This is a genomic window from Planomonospora alba (assembly GCF_039534085.1).
Taxonomy (GTDB): domain Bacteria; phylum Actinomycetota; class Actinomycetes; order Streptosporangiales; family Streptosporangiaceae; genus Planomonospora_B; species Planomonospora_B alba.
The window spans coordinates 1-19211 of the sequence record NZ_BAAAUT010000091.1 but is presented as its reverse complement, the minus strand read 5'-3'; the positions used below and the strand labels follow the sequence as shown (position 1 = coordinate 19211).

The following is a 19211-nucleotide window of genomic DNA, read 5'->3' as shown; positions in this document are numbered from 1 at the left end:
CCACGGAAGCCCTCACCGCAGCCACCGCCCCACGACCCCCCACGACGACCGATCAAGGGACGTCCCACCGCAGCACGAGCCTCACCCCGGGGGAACACCACGGAGAACCCACCGGAAGATCACCCCGCGAGGGGAAAGGTCAGCGTGCCGCGGCGGGGAGGTCGGCGGGGTCGGCGACGGGCCAGGTCAGCGGGTCGTCACCGAGCTTGTCGAGGTACGGCACCTGCTCCCGGCACCACGGGGAGATCGGCAGGCGGCCACCGAGCACGCCCTCGGCGAACTCCTGCCACGGCATCCAGCGCGTCTCCCCGACCTCGTCGGGGTTGGGCACGGCGTCACCGGAGACCACCGCCCGGTAGACCGGGCAGAGCTCCCGCTCGACGACGCCGTTGTCCATGACCGCCCGATAGGAGAAGCGGGGCAGCAGCAGGTCGGCGCCGGTCACGGTGAGCCCCAGCTCGTAGGACAGGCGCCGGAGCACCGCGTCGTGCGCCGACTCGCCCGGCAGCGGGTGGCCGCAGCAGCTGTTGGTCCACACATCCGGCCAGGTGAGCTTGTGCGAGGCCCGCCGGGTGAGGAGCACCCTTCCGTCGCCGTCGAACACGTAGCTGGAGAAGGCGAGGTGGAGGGGGGTGTCGGGACCGTGCACCTCGGCCTTGGGCGCCGTTCCGATCGCGTTTCCCTCATCGTCGAGGAGCACGACGTATTCATCAGGTGTCACGCATCGAGACTACGAGATCATGTCTGGCTATCACGCCGGAACGGCGATACATGGCGAAAAGTCCCTATAAGCCATCGAACGATCTCAGGGACATCCCCGATCCCCGCACCACCGCCGCCCACGTAGGCTGAGCCCGTGTCATTCGTATCCGATCTCCGCGTGGTCCTGGAAGGTCGGGACTTCCGGCGGTTGTACGGCACCCGCCTGGTCTCCCAGTTCTCCGACGGGATCTTCCAGTTCGCGGTGGCCGGATTCGCCTTCTTCAGCCCCGAGACGAGCACCAGCGCCGTCGAGATCGCCGTGGGCCTGGCGGTGCTGCTCCTGCCGTACTCCGTCCTCGGGCCCTTCGTCGGGGTGTTCATCGATCGCTGGTCCCGCCAGCGCATCCTGGTGATCGCCCCGTTCGTGCGCGGTGCGCTGCTGGTGGCCACCGCGGCCCTGCTCGCGGCCGGCGTGCCCGACTGGCTCTTCTACGGCGCCGCGCTCTGCGTGCTCGGCGTGAACCGCTTCTTCCTCGCCGCGCTCGGCGCCTCGCTCCCGCACGTCGTCCCGGCCGACCGGCTGCTGGTGGCCAACGCGGTCACCCCCACGTCGGGCACCGTGCTGACCTTCGTCGGTGCGGGCGTGGGCTTCCTGCTCAGGAAGGTCTTCGGCGCCGACCACCAGGGCGTCGCCGCGCTCCTGCTCGTCTCCGGGCTGGTCTTCGGGCTCAGCGCGCTGATCGCCCGGACCATGGACCGGTCGCTGCTCGGCCCGGCCTACGACCCGGATCGGCCGCAGGTCCGCGAGGCGGTGCGCAACGTCGTCAGCGGCCTCGTCGACGGCGCACGGCACATCGCGCACCACCGGGCCGCCACCGCCGCGCTCGGCGCGATGGCCACCCACCGGTTCATGTACGGCATGTGCACCGCGATGCTGGTGATGCTCTCGCGCTACTACTTCGCCGAGAGCGCCGAGGACGCCCTGGAGACGGCCACCCTCGTGGTCGCCACCTCCGGGGTGGGCTACTTCCTGGCCGTGCTGATCACGCCGTGGGCCACCGAGCGGTTCGGCCTGCACCGCTGGGTCCCGGCGATGCTCGTCGCCTCCGGGCTGCTGACGCTGGCGCTGTGCGCGCCGTTCCAGCAGTGGGGCTTCGCGGCCGCGGGCCTCGTGCTGGGCGTCGCCGGGCAGAGCATCAAGATCTGCGCGGACACGGCCGTCCAGCGGGACGTCGACGACGCCTACCTGGGCCGGGCGTTCTCCATCTACGACATGCTCTTCAACGGCAGCTTCGTGCTGGCCGCGGCCTGCGCGGCACTGCTGCTCCCGGCCGACGGCAGGTCGCCGCTCGTGCTCGGCCTGATCACCGCCGGATACCTCGGCGGCGCCCTACTCTACCGGGCCGTCAGGCCGCCGGCGCGGCTTCCCGAGCCGCAGCCGTCATCGCCGTCGTGATCCGCGCCAGGTCGTCGTCGCCGGTCGCGTAGGGCGGCATCGTGTAGATCAGCCGGCCGAACGGCCGGAGCCAGACGCCGTGCCGCATGGCGGTGTCCTGGACGCGGGCGACGTCGACCGGCTCCCGGGTCTCGACCACGCCGATCGCGCCGAGCACGCGCACGTCCGCCACCCCGGGGGCGTGCGCCGCCGGGGCCAGGCCCGCCGCCAGCCCCGCCTCGATCCGGGCGACCTCCGCCCGCCAGGGCCGCTCGGCCAGCAGGTCGAGCGAGGCGTTCGCGACGGCGGCGGCGAGCGGGTTGCCCATGAAGGTCGGCCCGTGCATGAGCGTCCCGACGCCCGCCGCCACCCGCTCGGTGCACAGCGTCGCGGCCATGGACAGGTAGCCGCCGGTCAGCGCCTTGCCCAGGCACATGATGTCGGGCCGCACACCCGCGTGGTCGCAGCCGAACAGCTCCCCGGTCCGGCCGAAGCCGGTGGCGATCTCGTCGGCGATCAGCAGCAGGCCGTGCTCGTCGGCCAGCTCGCGGAGCCGGCGCAGGCAGGACGGGGGGTAGAAGTGCATGCCTCCCGCGCCCTGCACGACCGGCTCGACGATGATCGCCGCCAGCTCGCGGGCGTGCCGGGCGACGGTCTCCGCCAGCTCGTCCAGGTAGCCCGCGTCGTGGCGGGCGGGCGGGCGCGGGGCGAAGACGTGCCGCGCGAGCGCGCCGGAGAACAGGTGGTGCATGCCGTTCACCGGGTCGCAGACGGCCATCGCCCCGAAGGTGTCGCCGTGGTAGCCGCCCCGGACGGTCAGCAGCCGGTGCCGGCCGGTGAACTGGAGCGCCATCTTGACGGCGACCTCGACCGCCACCGAGCCGGAGTCGGCGAGGAAGACCTTCGGCAGCCCGGTCAGGCCGGCCAGGCGGTGCGCCAGCCGTACGGCGGGCTCGTGCGTGAGCCCGCCGAACATGACGTGCGCCATGTCGGAGAGCTGGGCGGTCAGCGCGGCGTTGAGACGGGGGTGGTTGTAGCCGTGGATCGCCGCCCACCACGACGACATGCCGTCCACCAGCTCGCGCCCGTCGGCGAGCGTCAGCCGCACGCCGTCGGCCCGCACCACCTGGTGGACCGGGACCGGCGGCGGCACGGGCGCGTACGGGTGCCACACGTGCGCGCGGTCGAGGCCCGGCACGTCCACGGGGCCTCCTAACCGGGCAGCACGCCGTTGTCCCGCGCCCACGTCAGCAGTGCCTCGGTGGCGGCCTCCTTGCCGAGGACGCCCTCGTCCATGCGCAGGTCGAGGAGGAACTTGTAGGCGCGGCCGACGGCCGGTCCCGGCGGGATGCCGAGGATCCGCTGGATCTCGTTGCCGTCCAGCTCGGGGCGGATCTTGCTGAGCTCCTCCTCCTCGGCCAGCCGGGCGATGCGCTCCTCCAACTGGTCGTAGGTGCGCGACAGCGCCTGCGCCTTGCGCCGGTTGCGGGTGGTGCAGTCGGCCCGGGTGAGCTTGTGCAGCCGCTCCAGCAGGTGCCCGGCGTCCCGGACGTAGCGGCGGACCGCCGAGTCGGTCCACTCGCCCGTGCCGTAGCCGTGGAAGCGCAGGTGCAGCTCGACCAGGCGGGAGACGTCGGCCACCACGTCCTTGGGGAACTTCAGCTCCGTCAGGCGCTTCCTGGTGAGCTGGGCGCCCACCACCTCGTGGTGGTGGAAGGAGACCCGGCCGCCGGGCTCGTGCCTGCGGGTCTTGGGCTTGCCCACGTCGTGCATGAGCGCGGCCCAGCGCAGGATGCGGTCGGGGCCGCTCTCCTCCAGGTCGATGGCCTGCTCCAGCACGATCAGCGTGTGCTCGTAGACGTCCTTGTGCCGGTGGTGCTCGTCGATCTCCAGCCGGAGCCTGGGCAGCTCCGGCAGCACGTGCGCGGCGAGTCCGGACTCGACCAGGATCTGCAGCCCCTCGCGCGGGTGGGCGCTGCAGACCAGCTTGTCCAGCTCGTCGCGGATGCGCTCGGCGGAGACGATCTCGATCCGCGCGGCCATCGCGGCCATCGCGGTCCGCGCCGCCGGGTCCACGGTGAAGCCGAGCTGGCCGGCGAAGCGGGCGGCACGCAGCATGCGCAGCGGGTCGTCGTCGAAGGACCGCTCGGCGGGGCCGGGGGTGCGCAGGACCTTGGCGTGCAGGTCGTTCAGGCCGCCGTACGGGTCCTCGAACTCCCGGCCCGGCAGGCGCAGCGCCATCGCGTTGACCGCGAAGTCGCGCCGGGCGAGGTCGCCCGCGAGCGTGTCGCCGTAGACGACCTCGGGCTTGCGCGACTTCGGGTCGTAGGACTCGCTGCGGTAGGTGGTGATCTCCAGCAGCCAGTTGCCCTTGCGCGCGCCGACCGTGCCGAAGTCGATGCCGACCGTCCAGACGGAGTCGGCCCAGTCGCGGATGAGCTCCAGGACGGCCTCGGGCCGGGCGTCCGTGGTCAGGTCGAGGTCGTTGCCGATCCGGTCGAGGAAGACGTCGCGGACCGAACCGCCCACCAGTGCGATCTCGTATCCGCGCGCGGCGAACAGCTCGCCGAGCTCGTCGACGACCGGCGCGATCTTGCGGAACAGCTCGGCCACGCCGCGCCGCTGGCTCTCAGACAGATTCGAAAGGGACAAACCGGGTAGGTCCTTCGGTCCAGGGAACACGTTCCCCACTGGGGAGACGCCGTACAGCGATCACCAGGCTACGTTCAGCCGCGGTCCGGGTGGAGCCGAACCCCGAGGCAAGGAGGACCTGTATGAAGGATGCCCTCGCGATCCACCGCTGGCTCCTCACCCACCAGATCCATCATGAGATCGTACGCCTTCCCCGGATGTTGACGAGCGCCGACGAACTGCCCGAGGTCCTGTCCGTGAGCCCCGCCGCCTGCGTGGGCGTCACCGTCTTCGAGGTCACCACCCGGATCGGCCCCGAGGCCGTCGCGGTCGTCGCCCCCGTCGGCGCCCCGCCCCGCCCCGGAGCGGTCGGCGGGGTCCTGGACGTGCGCCGGGTCCGGCCCGCCTCCGCCTTCACCGTCAACTCCGCCACCGACTACGCCGCGGGACTGATCTGCCCGCTGCTGCTCCCCGACACCCTCACCGTGCTCCTGGACGAGCGGCTCACCCGGATCGGCGGCCCCGTGCACACCCCCACCGGCGAGCGCCGTACGGCGCTGCGGATCCACGCCGACGACCTGCTCGGACTCGTCCACGGGAAGATCGCCGACCTCTCCGTCCCCCGCCCCCGAGGAGAGCCGATGACAGCCCGCCTCGTCGGATAGGCCATAGCATTGCGGGCGTGCGCCGTATTTCACCCTGGGCCGGCACGTGATCCGCAAGCACGCGTCGCTCGCCGTCGTCCTCGCCACGCTGCTGTTCCTGGCGGCGGTGGCCACCGGCGGCACGGTGAACGCCGCGACGACCACGAGCCGCCAGACCCTCCAGCTCGCGATCGAGTCGATCAGCCCTGACCTGCCCCGGGAGCCGACGGCCGAGATCAGGGTCTCGGGCTCCCTGGCGAACACCGGCACCGAGGCGCGCAGCGGCCTGCGCTACCGGATGCGCTACTCCGCGCAGCCGTTCGCCTCGCGGGCCGCCATGGCCGCCTACGCGGGCGGGCAGGAGGGGAGCCTGCCGGGCGCCTGGCGCGACGAGAAGTACTTCCAGGAGGCGATCGCGGCCTCCGCCAAGGCGCCCTGGGAGTTCGTCTTCACCCCGCAGCAGCTCGGCCTGTCCCGGTTCGGCGCCTACCCGCTGGCGGTCGAGGTGCTGGACGGCACCGGCCAGACGGTCGCCGCCCAGCGCACCTTCCTGACCTACGCGCCGCCCGGGACCGAGGCGACCCGGACCCGCATCGCGATGGTCCTGCCGATCGTCGACCGGCCGCACCGGGCCGACGACGGCGTCTTCCTCGACGACGAGCTCGCCGGCTCCGTCGCGGACGGCCAGCGCCTCGGCAAGCTGCTGAAGCTCGCGCAGGAGACCGCCTCGGCCAAGGGCGTCACCTGGGTGCTCGACCCGGCCCTGCTCGACGACGTCCGGGCGGCGGGCAAGGCGCACCGCCTGAAGTCCGGGGACCGGACCGAGAACCGGCCCGCGGACGCCGCCGCGGCCCGGTGGCTCGGCTCCCTGCGCACGGCCCTGGCCTCCGCCGCGGTCGTGGCCACCCCGTACGCCGACCCGGACGTGGTCGCCCTGGCCCACAACGGCCTCGACAACACCCCCAGGACGGGCGTGCAGGCAGCCGAGCGGGTCGGCAAGGAGCTCCTGGGCCGCGACGTCGCCACCGACGTCAACTGGCCGGTCGGCGGGCTCGTCGACCACGACGCACTCGACCTGCTGGCCACCGCCGGGGTCCGCACCGTGCTGCTGGGCGAGGCGAACCTGCCGCCCGCCGTCTACCCGGGCACCACCCCGCACGCCGCCGCCACCCTGCAGAGCGTGGCCGGCCCGGTCAAGGCCCTGGTCGCCGACCCGGTGCTGAGCGACATCGCCGGCGCGGACACCTCCGCGCCCGGCGCGGCCCTGCTGAACCGGCAGCGGTTCATCGCCGAGACCGCGGCGATCAGCGCCGAGCCCGTCACGACCGCGCGGGCCGTGATCGCCGTCCCGCCGCGCCGCTGGTCGCCCGACCCCGCCTACGTGGCCGAGCTGGTGCGCACGGCCTCCGGCCTGCCCTGGCTGACCCCCACGACGCTCGACGCGATCAAGAGCGGCAAGGCCGACACGCCCCGCTCCGGTCTCGTCTACACCGAGCAGAACCAGCGCGCCGAACTCGGCAGGAAGCACCTGGCGGACGTACGGCGAGTGAGCGGGCGGGCGAGCCTGGCCACGGCCGTCACGCCGGACACCGCCGGGTCCGACGACTCCGGCGCCTACAACCTGGCGCTGCTGCGGCTGGCCTCCTCCGCCTGGCGGGGCCGGGCCGAGGAGGTCGCGCCGTACGTCGCGCAGCTGCGCGCCACGGTCGACTCCCGCATCGACCAGGTGCGGATCGTCGGGGGCGAGCAGGCGGAGCAGGTGCGCACGCTGGCCGGGGACAACGGCGAGCTGCCGATCAGCGTCCGCAACGACCGCGACGGCTCCGGCGGCACGGTCGTGGTCCGGGTCAGGGTGACCTCGCAGAAGCCCGACAGGCTGGAGATCGGCGAGTACGAGGACCGGATGGTCATCTCCGGCGGCCAGACCCAGACCGTCCGGGTCCCGATGGCCACCACGGGCGCCTCCGGCGGCCAGACCACGGTCCTGGTCCAGCTCACCACCGATGACGGCCGCGCGTACGGCCAGCGCGTCAAGCTGACCGTGCGGACCACCGGCTACACCGGGATCGCACTGGTGATCGTGGGCGCGGCCCTGCTGGTGATGCTGGCCGCGGTGACCCTGCGCGTGCTGCGCCGCCGGGGGGCCCGCCGGGCCGCGGCCGCCGCGCCGGAGCCGCGGGCGAGCGTGCCGGCGGGCTCGGAGTCCTGAAGGCCCGCCGGCGCGCCCCGCGCCGGCGGGCGTCCCCCCACGGAGGAAGAGGCAGAGGAAGCGGCATGAGCAGGGTCCTGCGCGCGAGCGCGATCATGGCCGCGGGGACGATGGTCTCCCGCGTCACGGGGTTCGCCAGGTCGGCGGTGCTCGTGGCCGCGCTCGGCAGCGCGCACATGGGCGACGCCTACACCATCGCCAACGCGATCCCGTTCATCCTGTTCGACTTCCTGCTCGGCGGGATCCTCAGCAGCGTCGTGGTCCCGTCGATCGTGCGCCGCCAGCAGAGCGACCCCGACGGCGGCCGGGCCTTCGAGCAGCGGCTGATGACGATCGGCGCGGTGGTGCTGGTCGTGCTCACCGCGGCGGCGGTGCTGCTCGCCCGGCCGCTGGTCGAGCTCTACACCGACGCCGGCTGGAGCACCGGGAAGACCGAGGTCGCGGTCATGCTGGCCCGGTACGTGCTGCCGCAGATCGCCTTCGTCGGCGTCGGGGCGATCGCCGGGGCGATCCTCAACACCCGCGACCGCTTCGCCGCCCCCATGTGGGCGCCGGTGCTGAACAACGTCGTGATGATCGGCGTGCTCCTCCTCTACCTGGTGACGGCCGGCCGCTCGGGCTCGGACGTCGACGCGGTCAGCGGCGCCGACCTCGCCCTGCTCGGCCTCGGCACCACCGCGGGCATCGTGGCCCAGTGCCTGGTGCTGGTGATCGCGCTGCACCGGGCGGGGTTCCGCTTCCGACCCCGGTTCGGCCTGCGCGACACCGGCCTGGGCGAGATGGGCCGGACCGCCGCCTGGGGCCTGGCCTACGTGTGCATCACCCAGCTGGGCTTCTGGGTCACCACCAAGGTCGCCTCCGGCGCGGGCGACGAGGTGACGGGCGCGGGCAACACCGCCTACGCGCAGGCCTTCCAGCTCTTCCAGCTCCCCTACGGGATCATCGCGGTCTCGGTGATCACCGCGATGCTGCCCCGGATGAGCCGGTCGGCGAACGCGGGCGACCTCGGCGCGATCCGCGAGGAGTTCGCCTCCGGGGTCCGGCTCGTCTCGGTGCTGCTGGTGCCCGCCGGGCTGCTGCTGATGGTGCTGGGCCCCGCGGTGACCGTGCTGATCTACTCCTGGGGCAACAACGACGCCGAGAACGCGATCTTCATCGGCAACGTGCTGCAGGTCTTCGGCCTGGCGCTGGTGCCGTTCTCGCTCTTCCAGCTCCTGCTCCGCGTCTTCTACGCCTTCGGCGACACCCGCACCCCGGTCTTCATCGGGGCGGGCAACACGGCGGTGAGCATCACGCTCAGCCTCCTGTCCGCCGCCGTCCTGCCGCCCCGGTACGTGGTGATGGGCCTGGCCGGCGCGCTCACCGCCGCCTACACGGTGGGCACCGCGGTCGCCTGGGTGCTGGCCTCCCGCCGCACCCGGGGGCTGAACGGGCGCGTGGTCGCCGCGGGGCTGTCCCGCATGTACAGCGCGGCCCTGCCGGGCACGCTGCTCGCGCTCGGCGTACTCTGGATCACCCGGGAGCTGGCCGACCTGACCCCGCTCAGCTCCGTCGTCATGCTCGCCGCGGGAGGCGGGCTCGGCCTGGCGCTCTACCTGGTCGTCGCCCACCGCATGCGCATCCCCGAGGTGGGTTCGATCGTTGGAATGGTCACAGGACGAGCACGGCGGTGAGCCGGAGGTTTTCCCCCTCCGTCCGGCAGGCAGAACACGGGTGGAACGGTGCGGCACTACCATGGTGCGACACGTGTGACGACACGCGGCGAGTGGAAGCAGGAGGGCGTGGGCGGATCCACCCGGCATCGTGCGATGTGGTCTGACGTGCCCACCGGGCGCGGCGCTGACGCGTTCCCAGTTTCGGAGAGTTCATGAGCACCTCCTCGGCGATCGAGCCCGGCACGAAGCTGGCCGAGCGGTTCCGGCTCGAAGACCGCGTTCACGAGTCCAACGGGGCCACGCTCTGGAAGGCCATCGACGAGGTGCTCGCCCGTCCCGTGGCCGTCCACACCTTCGCCCCCGACTTCCCCCGCGTCGACGAGGTCGTCTCGGCCGCCCGTACGGCCAGCCGCCTCACCGACCCGCGGCTGACGCAGGTCTTCGACGCCACCGAGGACGACAGCTGCTCCTACGTCGTGAGCGAGTGGGTGACGGGGGAGAACCTCGCCGACCTGGTGGCGGCCGGGCCGCTGGAGCCCGAGCGGGCCGCCGCGCTGGTCGCGGAGGTCGCCGAGGCGCTGGTCCACGCCCACGAGGCCGGCGTCCCCCACCTCTGCCTGACGCCCGAGCACCTGGTGTGGACGGCGGGCGGCACGGTCAAGCTGCTCGGCCTCGGGGTCGACGCGGTGCTGGCCGACGTGGTGCACGACAACATGCGGGTCGAGGAGGCCGCCCGGGGCGACGCCGAGGGCCTCGGCCGCCTGCTGTACGCCGGGCTGACCGGCCACTGGCCGGGCGAGGGCTCCCCGGGAGGGCTGCCCGTCGCCCCCATGGACAACGGGCACTTCTGCACGCCGCGCCAGGTCACCGCCGGCGTGCCGGGTTACCTCGACACCATCGTCTGCCGGGCGATCCTGCCGGAGAGCAAGCGCGGCCAGACCCCGCTGGCGAGCCCCGCCGAGATCGCCGACGCCCTCAGTGCCGTGCCCCGGCCCGCGCCCATGCCCATGCCGGCGCCTCCCGCGCCCGTGGTCGCGGCCTCCCGCTCCGAAGGGCTGGAGACCGCCGAGTCCCCGCATCGGCCCGCCCCGCCCCCGCCGCCGTACCAGCCGCCCTACCCGCCGGTCCACCGGCCGCAGCCCGCCTCCGGGGGCGGGCTGCTCGGCAAGGTCGCCGTGGGGGCGATCGTCCTGCTGGTCATGGCGGCCGTCGGCCTGGGCGCCTGGACGCTGGGCCGCAGCATCGGCAACGCGGGCGGCGGAGGGGACACCGACACCGGTGCCGCGCCCACGCCCACGGCGGCGGCGTCCCCGGCCACCAAGGAGGTGAAGCCCTCCTCCGCCGAGGGCTTCGACCCGCTGGGCAACGACAGGGACGAGCGCAGCGAGCTGGCGCACCTGGCGCTGGACGGCAAGCCCTCCACCGACTGGCACTCGGAGTCCTACCCCTCCGCCGACTTCGGCCGGCTGAAGAGCGGGGTGGGCCTGCTGATCGACTTGAAGAAGAGCGCGACCGTCACGGAGGTGACCGCGGACTTCGGGCCCGTCTCGGGCGGCGAGGTGGAGCTGCGGGTGGGCGACTCCAAGAGCCTGGACGCCCTCACCAAGGTCGCGGACGAGTCCGGCCTCGGCGGCAAGAAGGCCCTCACCGCCAAGTCCCCGAAGCAGGGCCGCTACGTCCTGCTCTGGTTCACCGAGGCCCCCTCCTACCAGGGCAGGTACCGCGTGCAGGTGAACGAGGTGAAGATCCGGGCGGTCAAGTGACCGATGAGGCGAAACCAGTCTGATTTGATCTATTTTGCCGTTCTCCTTGCCGATCATGTGAGATTCCATGGCACCATCTATCCCGTAGAGGTGTTCTCCCGGACCGGCACAGCAGGACTTTCCTTGTGAATTCCCCACCCGAGACCCCGCCGACGGCGGGCCGGCAGGCGGCGCGGACGGACGTGTCCGACGCCGATCTGCTGACCCGGCACATCGCCGGGGACCCGCACGCTTTCAGTGAAATAGTCAAGCGCCACCGAGACCGCATGTGGGCGGTCGCCCTGCGCACGCTCGGCGATCCCGACGAGGCCGCGGACGCCGTGCAGGACGCGTTCGTCTCCGCCTACCGCAAGGCGGAGAGCTTCCGAGGCGAGGCGGCCGTCACCACGTGGCTGCACCGCATCGTGGTGAACGCCTGCCTGGACCGCATGCGCCGCAAGGCCGTACGTCCCGTGGCCGACGACGAGCTGGTCGAGGCCGCCGAGCGCGACACGCCGGTTCCCGACCAGACCGCCGAGCGCGAGGTCTCCATGGAGGTCTCCTCCGCGCTCAAGCTCCTCCCGGCCGACCAGCGGGCCGCCCTGGTGCTCGTGGACATGATGGGCTACTCCGTCGAGGACGCCGCCCGGGTCCTGCAGGTGCCGAGCGGCACGGTGAAGAGCCGGTGCGCGCGAGGCCGCGCGAAACTTGTCCCCATTCTTTCCCATCTGCGGAACCGATCCGACCGATCCCGCGTCTCATCGGCGAAGGGAGCAGAACTTCGTGACGGGTGATACGCACTACGACCTGGAGATCCTGGCCGAACTGGCCGAGGGTCTCCTCGACGCCGCCACGGCCATGCGGGTTCGCGAGCATCTCGCGATCTGCGATCCCTGTGGTGAGAGCCTCGCCGACCTCGCAGCGGTCCGTGAGCTCCTGGCGGCGACGTCTACCCCGGCGATGCCGATGGGAGTCGCGCTCCGCATCGACCGCGCGCTGGCCGCCGAGGCCGAGAACTTCCGTGGAGGTGGAATCGGGCTGGTGGAGGCACCGGCCTGGGACGACATGATGCGCGACGCGCCCTGGGAGACGGCGCCCCTCCCGCAGGAGGAGCCCGCGCCGGAACCCGAGACCCGGCCGGAGCCGGCCGTCAGGCTGGGGGTCGTCGGCGACGACGGCACCGTCACTCCGGTGACCCCGTCCCGGCGGCGCACGGCCGCCCGGCGGCGCCGCTGGGCGATGCCCGCCGCGGCGGCGGGCATCGCGGCCGCCGTGATCGGCGCGACCGTGGTGACGACGAGCATGCTCTCGGCCGCCGACCCGGAGCGGGAGCCGGTCATCGCCCGGCCCGCACCGGCGACCTCCACCGCGGACTACCAGCTGACCGCCAGCAACTGGAACTACACCGACCAGGAGCTGCGCGGCTCGCTGCTGGACTACATCGGGCCCGGCCTCATCGTGAAGGACAGCTCCGACACCTCCGAGCTGGCCCGCTGCGTGCAGCAGGTCTCGGAGAAGGTCGGCAAGGCCCCCTTCGCCGTGGACCAGGGCTTCTACAACGGGCAGGAGGCCAACATCGTGCTGTTCTGGCACAACGAGGCCAAGAACCAGGTGCGCGTGCACGTGGTCGGCCCGTCGTGCGAGACGGTGCGCAAGCCGGCCCTCGCCAGCTGGCGGTAACCGCAAGGACCACCCGGAAGCCCGGTACGGACCCGTCCGTACCGGGCTTCCGCGTCGGCGGGAATCACCGGCGCCTAGGATCTGTTGTCGCGACTGGCAACAGCAGAGGGAAAGGCGCAACGCGTGATGGACGTCCGGAATGTGATCATCATCGGATCGGGCCCCGCCGGTTACACATCGGCCGTGTACTCCGCGCGCGCCGAGCTCAAGCCCCTGGTCTTCGAGGGATCGGTCACCGCCGGCGGTGCGCTGATGAACACCACCGAGGTGGAGAACTTCCCCGGCTTCCCGGACGGCATCATGGGCCCCGACCTCATGGACGGCATGCGCAAGCAGGCCGAGCGCTTCGGCGCCGAGCTCGTCGCGGACGACGTGGTCGAGGTCGACCTGACCGTCACCCCCAAGGTCGTCAAGACCGCCACCGACACCTTCCACGCCAAGACCGTCATCCTCGCCACCGGCTCGGGCTACCGCGAGCTGGGCGTGCCCAACGAGAAGCGGCTGTCCGGCCGCGGCGTCTCCTGGTGCGCCACCTGCGACGGCTTCTTCTTCCGCGGCCAGGACATCGTGGTCGTCGGCGGCGGTGACACCGCCATGGAGGAGGCGACCTTCCTCACCCGGTTCGCCAACTCGGTGACCGTCGTCCACCGCCGCGACGAGCTGCGCGCCAGCAAGATCATGCAGGAGCGCGCGTTCGCCAACGAGAAGATCCGCTTCGTCTGGGACAGCGAGGTCGTCGACGTCCTGGGCGAGGAGAAGGTCAGCGGCGTACGGCTGCGCAACGTGAAGACCGGCGAGGAGAGCGAGCTGGCGGTCACCGGCCTGTTCGTCGCGATCGGCCACGACCCCCGCACCGAGCTGGTCAAGGGCCAGGTGGAGCTCGACGACCAGGGCTACATCAAGGTCGACGCCCCCTCCACCCGCACCAACCTCGACGGTGTCTTCGCCGCCGGCGACGTGGTCGACCACACCTACCGCCAGGCGATCACCGCCGCGGGCACCGGCTGCGCGGCCTCGCTGGACGCCGAGCGCTGGCTGGCCGAGCACGGCGACTGAACCGGCGGTCCGGCCCCACAGCCCCGGTCCGGCGGCCCGGCCCGGCGGCCGGACCGGTGACCGAACCTCAGACCGACCATCCGACGACAGGAGTGATGAAGTGGGCGACATCAAGAACGTGACCGAGGCGAGCTTCGACAGCGACGTGCTCAAGAGCGACAAGCCGGTCCTCGTGGACTTCTGGGCCGAGTGGTGCGGCCCGTGCCGCCAGGTCGCGCCGATCCTCGAGGAGATCGCCAAGGAGCAGGCCGACAAGCTGACGATCGTCAAGCTCAACGTCGACGAGAATCAGGCCATCGCGCAGCGGTACGGCGTACTCCAGATCCCGACGATGAACGTCTATAAGGGCGGAGAGGTCGTGAAGCAGATCATCGGCGCCAAGCCGAAGGCCATGCTGCTGCGCGAGCTCGAGGGCATCATCTAGGAGCCTCCCGGCAGAGGCCCCCGGAGGGCCCCCTGCGGCCGGTCGCTCCCCACGGTGCCGGCCGTACCACCCGCTTCCGAGCGGCACACCCACCAGAGAGCCCCCTCTCCCCCGAGGGGGCTCTCGTGCGTCCGCCCCGTGCTCCGCGGGCGTCCCGGACGGCGCCGTCCGGGACGCGCCGGCGCCGGACGATGACAGCACCGGCCGGCGCGCCGGCGGCGGGCCGGGAGCGGCCCGCGCCTCAGAACGCCTCAGACGGGCCGCAGCGCCCTCTCCGGGCTCATGGACCCCAGCAGCCTCTCCAGCGCCACCTCGACGTCCTCACGCCACGACACGGCGCTCTTGAGCTCCAGGCGGAGCCGGGGGAAGCGCAGGTGCGGCCGGACCGTCTTGAAGCCGACCGCGAGCAGATAGTCGGCGGGCATCACGCACGCCCCCGGCTGCTCCCACTTCAGGTCGCCGAACGCCTCGATCGCCCGCACCCCGCGCCGGGTCAGGTCCTTGGCCACCCCCTGCACCAGCATCCGGCCCAGCCCTCCGCCGGAGAACTCCGGGATGATGTGCGCGGTCATCAGCAGCACGGCGTCGGCGCTGACCGGCGAGGTCGGGAAGGCCGCCGAGCGCGGCACGTAGAGCGGCGGGGCGTAGAGCACGAAACCGGCCGGGGTCCCGTCGACGTATGCGATCTTCCCGCAACTGCCCCACTCCAGCAGGGTCGCGGAGATCCACGCCTCCTTCTCCAGGGCCGGGTCGCCCGCCTCCACCGCCCGGTCCCCGCTGACCGGATCGAGCTCCCAGAAGACGCACCGGCGGCAGCGGCGCGGCAGGTCGTCGAGGTTGTCGAGAGTGACGTTCACCAGCCGACGCGACACCTGTTGGCCCCAATCGCGTGCGAGACGAGTGGCCAGGCCTTCCTGGCCACGGCGGGAAAACGCGCGAGAACCGCCTCCCCAGCTGGCATCGTAGCCCAGCGAGGGGCGTCGTTTCAGGGCTGTCGGCCCCCACGGGGAGTACGTGTGCCCCTGACGTACCCTGGTTTACCTAGCTTGAGCACGTTGTGCTCCATACGACGAGGAGGTGGACCGTGCCCCAGGATTCGGATCACGGTCGGACCGTCGCGGCCCACGGGTCGCGCATCGATGCCTACGTCGACCGGTACGCCGCACGAGCTACCGAGATGGTCGCCTCCGAGGTCCGAGCTCTCTTCGCCGTCGCGTCGAGGCCCGAGGTGGTCTCGCTGGCCGGCGGCATGCCGTACGTCACCGCCCTCCCCCTGGACGTCGTGGGAGAGCTCGTCGCCGACCTCGTGGCCCGCCGCGGCCCGGTCGCGCTCCAGTACGGCTCCGGCCAGGGGGACCCGCACCTGCGCGAGCAGATCTGCGAGGTCATGCGCCTGGAGGGGATCGAGGGCAACGCCGACGACGTCGTGGTGACCGTCGGCTCGCAGCAGGCCCTCGACCTGATCACCCGCATCTTCATCGACCCCGGCGACGTCATCCTCGCCGAGGGCCCCTCCTACGTGGGCGCGCTGGGCACCTTCGCCGCCTACCAGGCGAAGGTCGTGCACATCGCGATGGACGACGAGGGCATCATCCCCGAGTCGCTCGCGCAGACCATCTACGCGCTGCAGACCGCGGGCAGCCGCATCAAGTTCCTGTACACGATCCCCACGTTCCAGAACCCCGCCGGAGTCACGCTCAACACCGAGCGCCGGGCGCAGGTGCTGGAGATCTGCCAGCGCTCCGGCGTGCTCATCGTCGAGGACAACCCGTACGGCCTGCTCGGCTTCGACGGCGAGCCCATGCGGGCGCTGCGCGCCGACAACCCCGACGGCGTGGTCTACCTCGGCTCGTTCTCCAAGACGCTCGCCCCCGGCTTCCGGGTGGGCTGGGCGCTCGCCCCGCACGCCATCCGCGACAAGCTCGTGCTGGCGATGGAGTCCGCGGTGCTGTCGCACTCCGTCTTCACCCAGCTGGCCGTGGGGCAATACCTCGCCACCCAGCCGTGGCGCGAGCAGATCAAGACCTTCCAGGAGCTCTACCGGGAGCGCCGGGACACCATGCTCTCCGCGCTGGAGTCGCTGATGCCCCCCGAGTGCTCCTGGACGCGGCCGAGCGGGGGCTTCTTCGTCTGGGCGACCCTTCCCGAAGGGTTGGACTCCAAGGCGCTGCTGCCCCGCGCGGTGGCCGAGCGGGTGGCGTTCGTGCCCGGCACCGGGTTCTACGCCGACGGCAGCGGCGCCCGCCACATGCGGCTGTCCTACTGCTACCCGGAGCCCGAGCGCATCCGCGAGGGCGTGCGCCGGCTGGCCGGGGTGATCGAGCAGGAGCTGCAGCTGCGCGACACGTTCGGCACCGGCACCTTCCCGGGGCACATCGGGGTGGACACGCCCGGACCCGACCTGGCATAGGGCACGCGCCCGGTGGGCCGCCGCGGGGTGCGGCCCACCGGGCGGAACCCCGCCCTCTCCACGGCGCCCCGCGCTTCGCCCTCCGCGGCGCCCCGCCCCTGCGCACCGGCGAGGACCGCGGTGGCGACCCGCCATGTGGGCCGCCTCCCGCGCGGTGCCGTACGGTGACATACCGGCGTCGTCGTTCGGCGGATCGACCCGATCGGTGAGAAGCACGGCTCGGCGGACTCGGCGCGGGCCTTGAGGAGAAGGTGTGTTCGGATGAGTGATCTCGGCCACGTGCTCGTCCTGGCCGGTGGGCTGTCCTACGAGCGGGAGGTCTCGCTGCGCTCGGGCCGCCGGGTCGGCGAGGTGCTGCGCGGCGTGGGCGTCTCCGTGGAGACCTGTGACATCGACGCCGCCCTCGTCCCGCGCGTGCTGGCCGACCCGCCGAGCGCGGTCTTCGTGACGCTGCACGGCGGAGCGGGCGAGGACGGCGCCATCCGCTCGGTGCTCGAACTCCTCTCCGTCCCCTACGTGGGCGCCGGATCCGAGGCCTGCCGGATCGCCTTCGACAAGCCCACCGCGAAGACCGTCGTCCGCCAGGCGGGCCTGCGCACCCCCGAGTCGGTGACCCTGCCGAAGGAGACGTTCCACGACCTCGGCGCGTCGGCCGTACTGGCCCGCATCGTGGAGCGGCTGGGGCTCCCGCTGTTCGTCAAGCCGTCCCGGGGCGGGTCGGCGCTCGGCGCCTCGATCGTCCGCACCGCCGAGGACCTCCCCTCCGCCATGGTGGGCTGCTTCGCCTACGGCGACACCGCGCTGATCGAGCGCTACATCGAGGGGGTGGAGGTCGCCGTCTCCGTGGTCGACCTCGGCGAGGGGCCCGTCGCCCTGCCCCCGGTGGAGATCGTGCCCGACGACGGCGTCTACGACTACGCGGCCCGCTACACCGCCGGCCGGACGGAGTTCTTCGCCCCGGCGCGGCTCTCGCCCGAGGCCGCCGACGCCTGCGCCGCGATGGCCGTGACCGCGCACACCGCCCTCGGCCTGCGCGACCTCTCCCGGACCGACCTCATCGTCGACGGTGACGGACTGCCCCACTTCCTGGAGGTCAACGTCGCCCCGGGCATGACGGAGACCTCTCTCTTCCCCATGTCCGTCGAGGCCTCCGACCGTGATCTCGGTTCCCTCTGCCGCGCTCTGCTGGAGCGGGCCGCCGCCCGCGGCGCCGCCTGAACCCGCGGGTGCCGGGCCGTACGGAGGGTACGGCCCGGCGGACTCCCCTCCACGGGCGCGGGCGGCCCACGCCCCGCCCACCCGCCCGGAGAACCCGCTCCCATACGCTGGCCCTGTGCTGACCTCCACCCTCTTCCCCAAGAGCTTCGCCAGTGACAACCACGCGGGCGTGCACCCCGAGGTGCTCGCCGCCATCGCCGAAGCCAACACCGGTGACGCCCCCGCCTACGGCACCGACCCCTGGACCGCGGCGATGGAGGAGGCGTTCCGCGACCACTTCGGCGCCCAGGCGACGGCCTATCCCGTCTTCAACGGCACCGGTGCCAACGTCGTGGCGCTGGGCCTGGCGCTGCGCCCCTACGACTCCGTGCTCTGCCCCGTCACGGCGCACATCAACACGCACGAGTGCGGCGCGGCCGAGCGGGTCCTCGGCGCGAAACTCGTCCCCCTCCCCACGGAGGACGGGAAGATCACGGTCGACGACGTCCGGGGGCACCTCTCCGTGGCGGGCAACACGCAGTACGCCCAGCCACGTGTCATCTCCATCTCCCAGGTGACCGAGTGCGGCACCGCCTACACCGCGGACGAGATCGCGGAGCTCGCGGACTTCGCCCACGCCCACGGCCTCTTCCTCCACATGGACGGCGCCCGCCTGGCCAACGCCGCAGCCGAGCTCGGCTGCCCGATGCGCGCCCTCACCACCGACGCCGGTGTGGACCTGCTCAGCTTCGGCGGTACGAAGAACGGCGCCATGGGCGCGGAGGCCCTCGTCGTCCTCCGTCCCGAACTGGACGCCCCTGCCCTGTTCCTGCGCAAGCAGGGCATGCAGCTGGCCTCCAAGATGCGTTTCGTCTCCGCCCAGCTGACCGCACTGCTCACCGACGGGCTCTGGCACGAGAACGCCGCCCACGCCAACGCCATGGCGCACCGCCTCGCCGACGGCATCGCCGGCCTGCCCGGCGTCTCCCTGCGTTACCCGGTGCAGTCCAACGCCGTCTTCCCGTCCCTGCCGGAGAAGGCCATCGCCGACCTCCAGCAGCGCTACCTCTTCCACATGTGGGACGAGACCGAGAACGTGGTCCGCTGGGTCACCTCGTTCGACACCACCCCCGAGCACGTCGACACCTTCCTCGCCGACATCCGCACCGCCGTCCACTCCTGCGCCTGAGGCCACCGGTTGTTTCACGTGAAACACACGGGCGCTCCCGGTCCGTGTTTCACGTGAAACAGCTCCGCCTCCGGCTTGGCCGCTTCCTGGCCGGCCGCTCCGGAGCGGTTCCCTGGTTCGGGGCGCGCGGCGTTTCCCGCGTCATTCGTCTCGGTGGTTTCCGTTCCGGGGTCTGGGGGGCGTCCGGGGTTCCGGGTGGCGGGTCGCGTGCCTGGGGTGGTCGTACGGCAGGAGGGC

The 19211-nt window shown here is 72.4% G+C and carries 16 protein-coding genes; 12 read left to right on the top strand and 4 right to left on the bottom strand.

Features of this window, described 5'->3' with window-relative positions; translation table 11 throughout:
• Nucleotides 1-139: 139 nt before the first annotated feature.
• On the bottom strand, nt 140-721 hold the full coding sequence (gene idi, locus ABD823_RS32560) for an isopentenyl-diphosphate Delta-isomerase (RefSeq protein ID WP_344866444.1): 582 nt from the start codon (nt 719-721) through the stop codon (nt 140-142).
• Between the two features lie 135 nt (nt 722-856).
• On the opposite strand from idi, the gene ABD823_RS32555 reads away from it, so the two are divergent.
• Nucleotides 857-2158, top strand: coding sequence for an MFS transporter (locus tag ABD823_RS32555; RefSeq protein ID WP_344866442.1), 1302 nt, complete (start codon nt 857-859; stop codon nt 2156-2158).
• Here the strand turns inward: ABD823_RS32555 and ABD823_RS32550 are convergent.
• On the bottom strand, nt 2109-3335 hold the full coding sequence (locus ABD823_RS32550) for an adenosylmethionine--8-amino-7-oxononanoate transaminase (RefSeq protein WP_344866448.1): 1227 nt from the start codon (nt 3333-3335) through the stop codon (nt 2109-2111). The two genes, ABD823_RS32555 and ABD823_RS32550, sit on opposite strands and share 50 nt — an antisense overlap.
• 14 nt (nt 3336-3349) lie before the next feature.
• A complete protein-coding gene (locus ABD823_RS32545; protein WP_425566697.1) occupies nt 3350-4789 on the bottom strand; it encodes a CCA tRNA nucleotidyltransferase in 1440 nt (479 codons plus the stop codon).
• Nucleotides 4790-4911: 122 nt separating this feature from the next.
• On the opposite strand from ABD823_RS32545, the gene ABD823_RS32540 reads away from it, so the two are divergent.
• The 8 genes from ABD823_RS32540 (at nt 4912) to trxA (ending at nt 14178) form a co-directional block, all read left to right on the top strand.
• Complete coding sequence (locus ABD823_RS32540) at nt 4912-5433, top strand: aminoacyl-tRNA deacylase (RefSeq protein ID WP_344866438.1); 522 nt, start codon at nt 4912-4914, stop codon at nt 5431-5433.
• A gap of 46 nt (nt 5434-5479) precedes the next feature.
• Entirely contained in the window at nt 5480-7621 is a 2142-nt protein-coding gene (locus ABD823_RS32535; protein ID WP_344866436.1) for a hypothetical protein, read from the top strand.
• A gap of 65 nt (nt 7622-7686) precedes the next feature.
• Nucleotides 7687-9294, top strand: a complete 1608-nt coding sequence (gene murJ / locus ABD823_RS32530) for a murein biosynthesis integral membrane protein MurJ (RefSeq protein WP_344866434.1) — start codon at nt 7687-7689, stop codon at nt 9292-9294.
• A 194-nt stretch (nt 9295-9488) separates the two neighbouring features.
• On the top strand, nt 9489-11039 hold the full coding sequence (locus tag ABD823_RS32525; RefSeq protein ID WP_344866432.1) for a protein kinase family protein: 1551 nt from the start codon (nt 9489-9491) through the stop codon (nt 11037-11039).
• A gap of 125 nt (nt 11040-11164) precedes the next feature.
• Nucleotides 11165-11812 carry an RNA polymerase sigma factor SigM gene (sigM, locus tag ABD823_RS32520; protein WP_344866430.1) on the top strand — a complete coding sequence of 216 codons (648 nt, stop codon included), beginning with the start codon at nt 11165-11167 and terminating at the stop codon, nt 11810-11812.
• On the top strand, nt 11802-12698 hold the full coding sequence (locus tag ABD823_RS32515) for a zf-HC2 domain-containing protein (protein WP_344866428.1): 897 nt from the start codon (nt 11802-11804) through the stop codon (nt 12696-12698). Before sigM ends, ABD823_RS32515 begins: the two co-directional genes overlap by 11 nt.
• Nucleotides 12699-12821: 123 nt before the next feature.
• Complete coding sequence (gene trxB / locus ABD823_RS32510; RefSeq protein WP_344866426.1) at nt 12822-13754, top strand: thioredoxin-disulfide reductase; 933 nt, start codon at nt 12822-12824, stop codon at nt 13752-13754.
• Nucleotides 13755-13854: 100 nt separating this feature from the next.
• The gene (gene trxA, locus ABD823_RS32505; RefSeq protein ID WP_344866424.1) at nt 13855-14178 is read left to right on the top strand and encodes a thioredoxin; all 324 of its coding nucleotides are present in this window, start codon (nt 13855-13857) and stop codon (nt 14176-14178) included.
• A gap of 251 nt (nt 14179-14429) precedes the next feature.
• Here trxA and ABD823_RS32500 read toward each other — a convergent pair whose 3' ends face one another.
• Nucleotides 14430-15035 carry a GNAT family N-acetyltransferase gene (locus ABD823_RS32500; protein WP_425566696.1) on the bottom strand — a complete coding sequence of 202 codons (606 nt, stop codon included), beginning with the start codon at nt 15033-15035 and terminating at the stop codon, nt 14430-14432.
• A 320-nt stretch (nt 15036-15355) separates the two neighbouring features.
• Between ABD823_RS32500 and ABD823_RS32495 the strand changes: the two genes are divergently transcribed.
• From ABD823_RS32495 to ABD823_RS32485, 3 genes are all read left to right on the top strand, one after another.
• Nucleotides 15356-16588, top strand: coding sequence for an aminotransferase-like domain-containing protein (locus tag ABD823_RS32495; RefSeq protein WP_344866446.1), 1233 nt, complete (start codon nt 15356-15358; stop codon nt 16586-16588).
• A gap of 261 nt (nt 16589-16849) precedes the next feature.
• Nucleotides 16850-17806 carry a D-alanine--D-alanine ligase family protein gene (locus tag ABD823_RS32490; protein ID WP_344866420.1) on the top strand — a complete coding sequence of 319 codons (957 nt, stop codon included), beginning with the start codon at nt 16850-16852 and terminating at the stop codon, nt 17804-17806.
• 115 nt (nt 17807-17921) lie between these two features.
• Nucleotides 17922-18974, top strand: a complete 1053-nt coding sequence (locus ABD823_RS32485; RefSeq protein WP_344866418.1) for a threonine aldolase family protein — start codon at nt 17922-17924, stop codon at nt 18972-18974.
• Nucleotides 18975-19211 lie beyond the last annotated feature (237 nt).

Excerpts from the sequence above, each read along its gene's own strand:
- ABD823_RS32540 (WP_344866438.1), top strand. The coding sequence starts at position 4,912 with ATGAAGGATGCCCTCGCGATCCACCGCTGGCTCCTCACCCACCAGATC.
- murJ (WP_344866434.1), top strand. The coding sequence starts at position 7,687 with ATGAGCAGGGTCCTGCGCGCGAGCGCGATCATGGCCGCGGGGACGATG.
- ABD823_RS32525 (WP_344866432.1), top strand. The coding sequence starts at position 9,489 with ATGAGCACCTCCTCGGCGATCGAGCCCGGCACGAAGCTGGCCGAGCGG.
- ABD823_RS32495 (WP_344866446.1), top strand. The coding sequence starts at position 15,356 with ATGGTCGCCTCCGAGGTCCGAGCTCTCTTCGCCGTCGCGTCGAGGCCC.
- ABD823_RS32490 (WP_344866420.1), top strand. The coding sequence starts at position 16,850 with ATGAGTGATCTCGGCCACGTGCTCGTCCTGGCCGGTGGGCTGTCCTAC.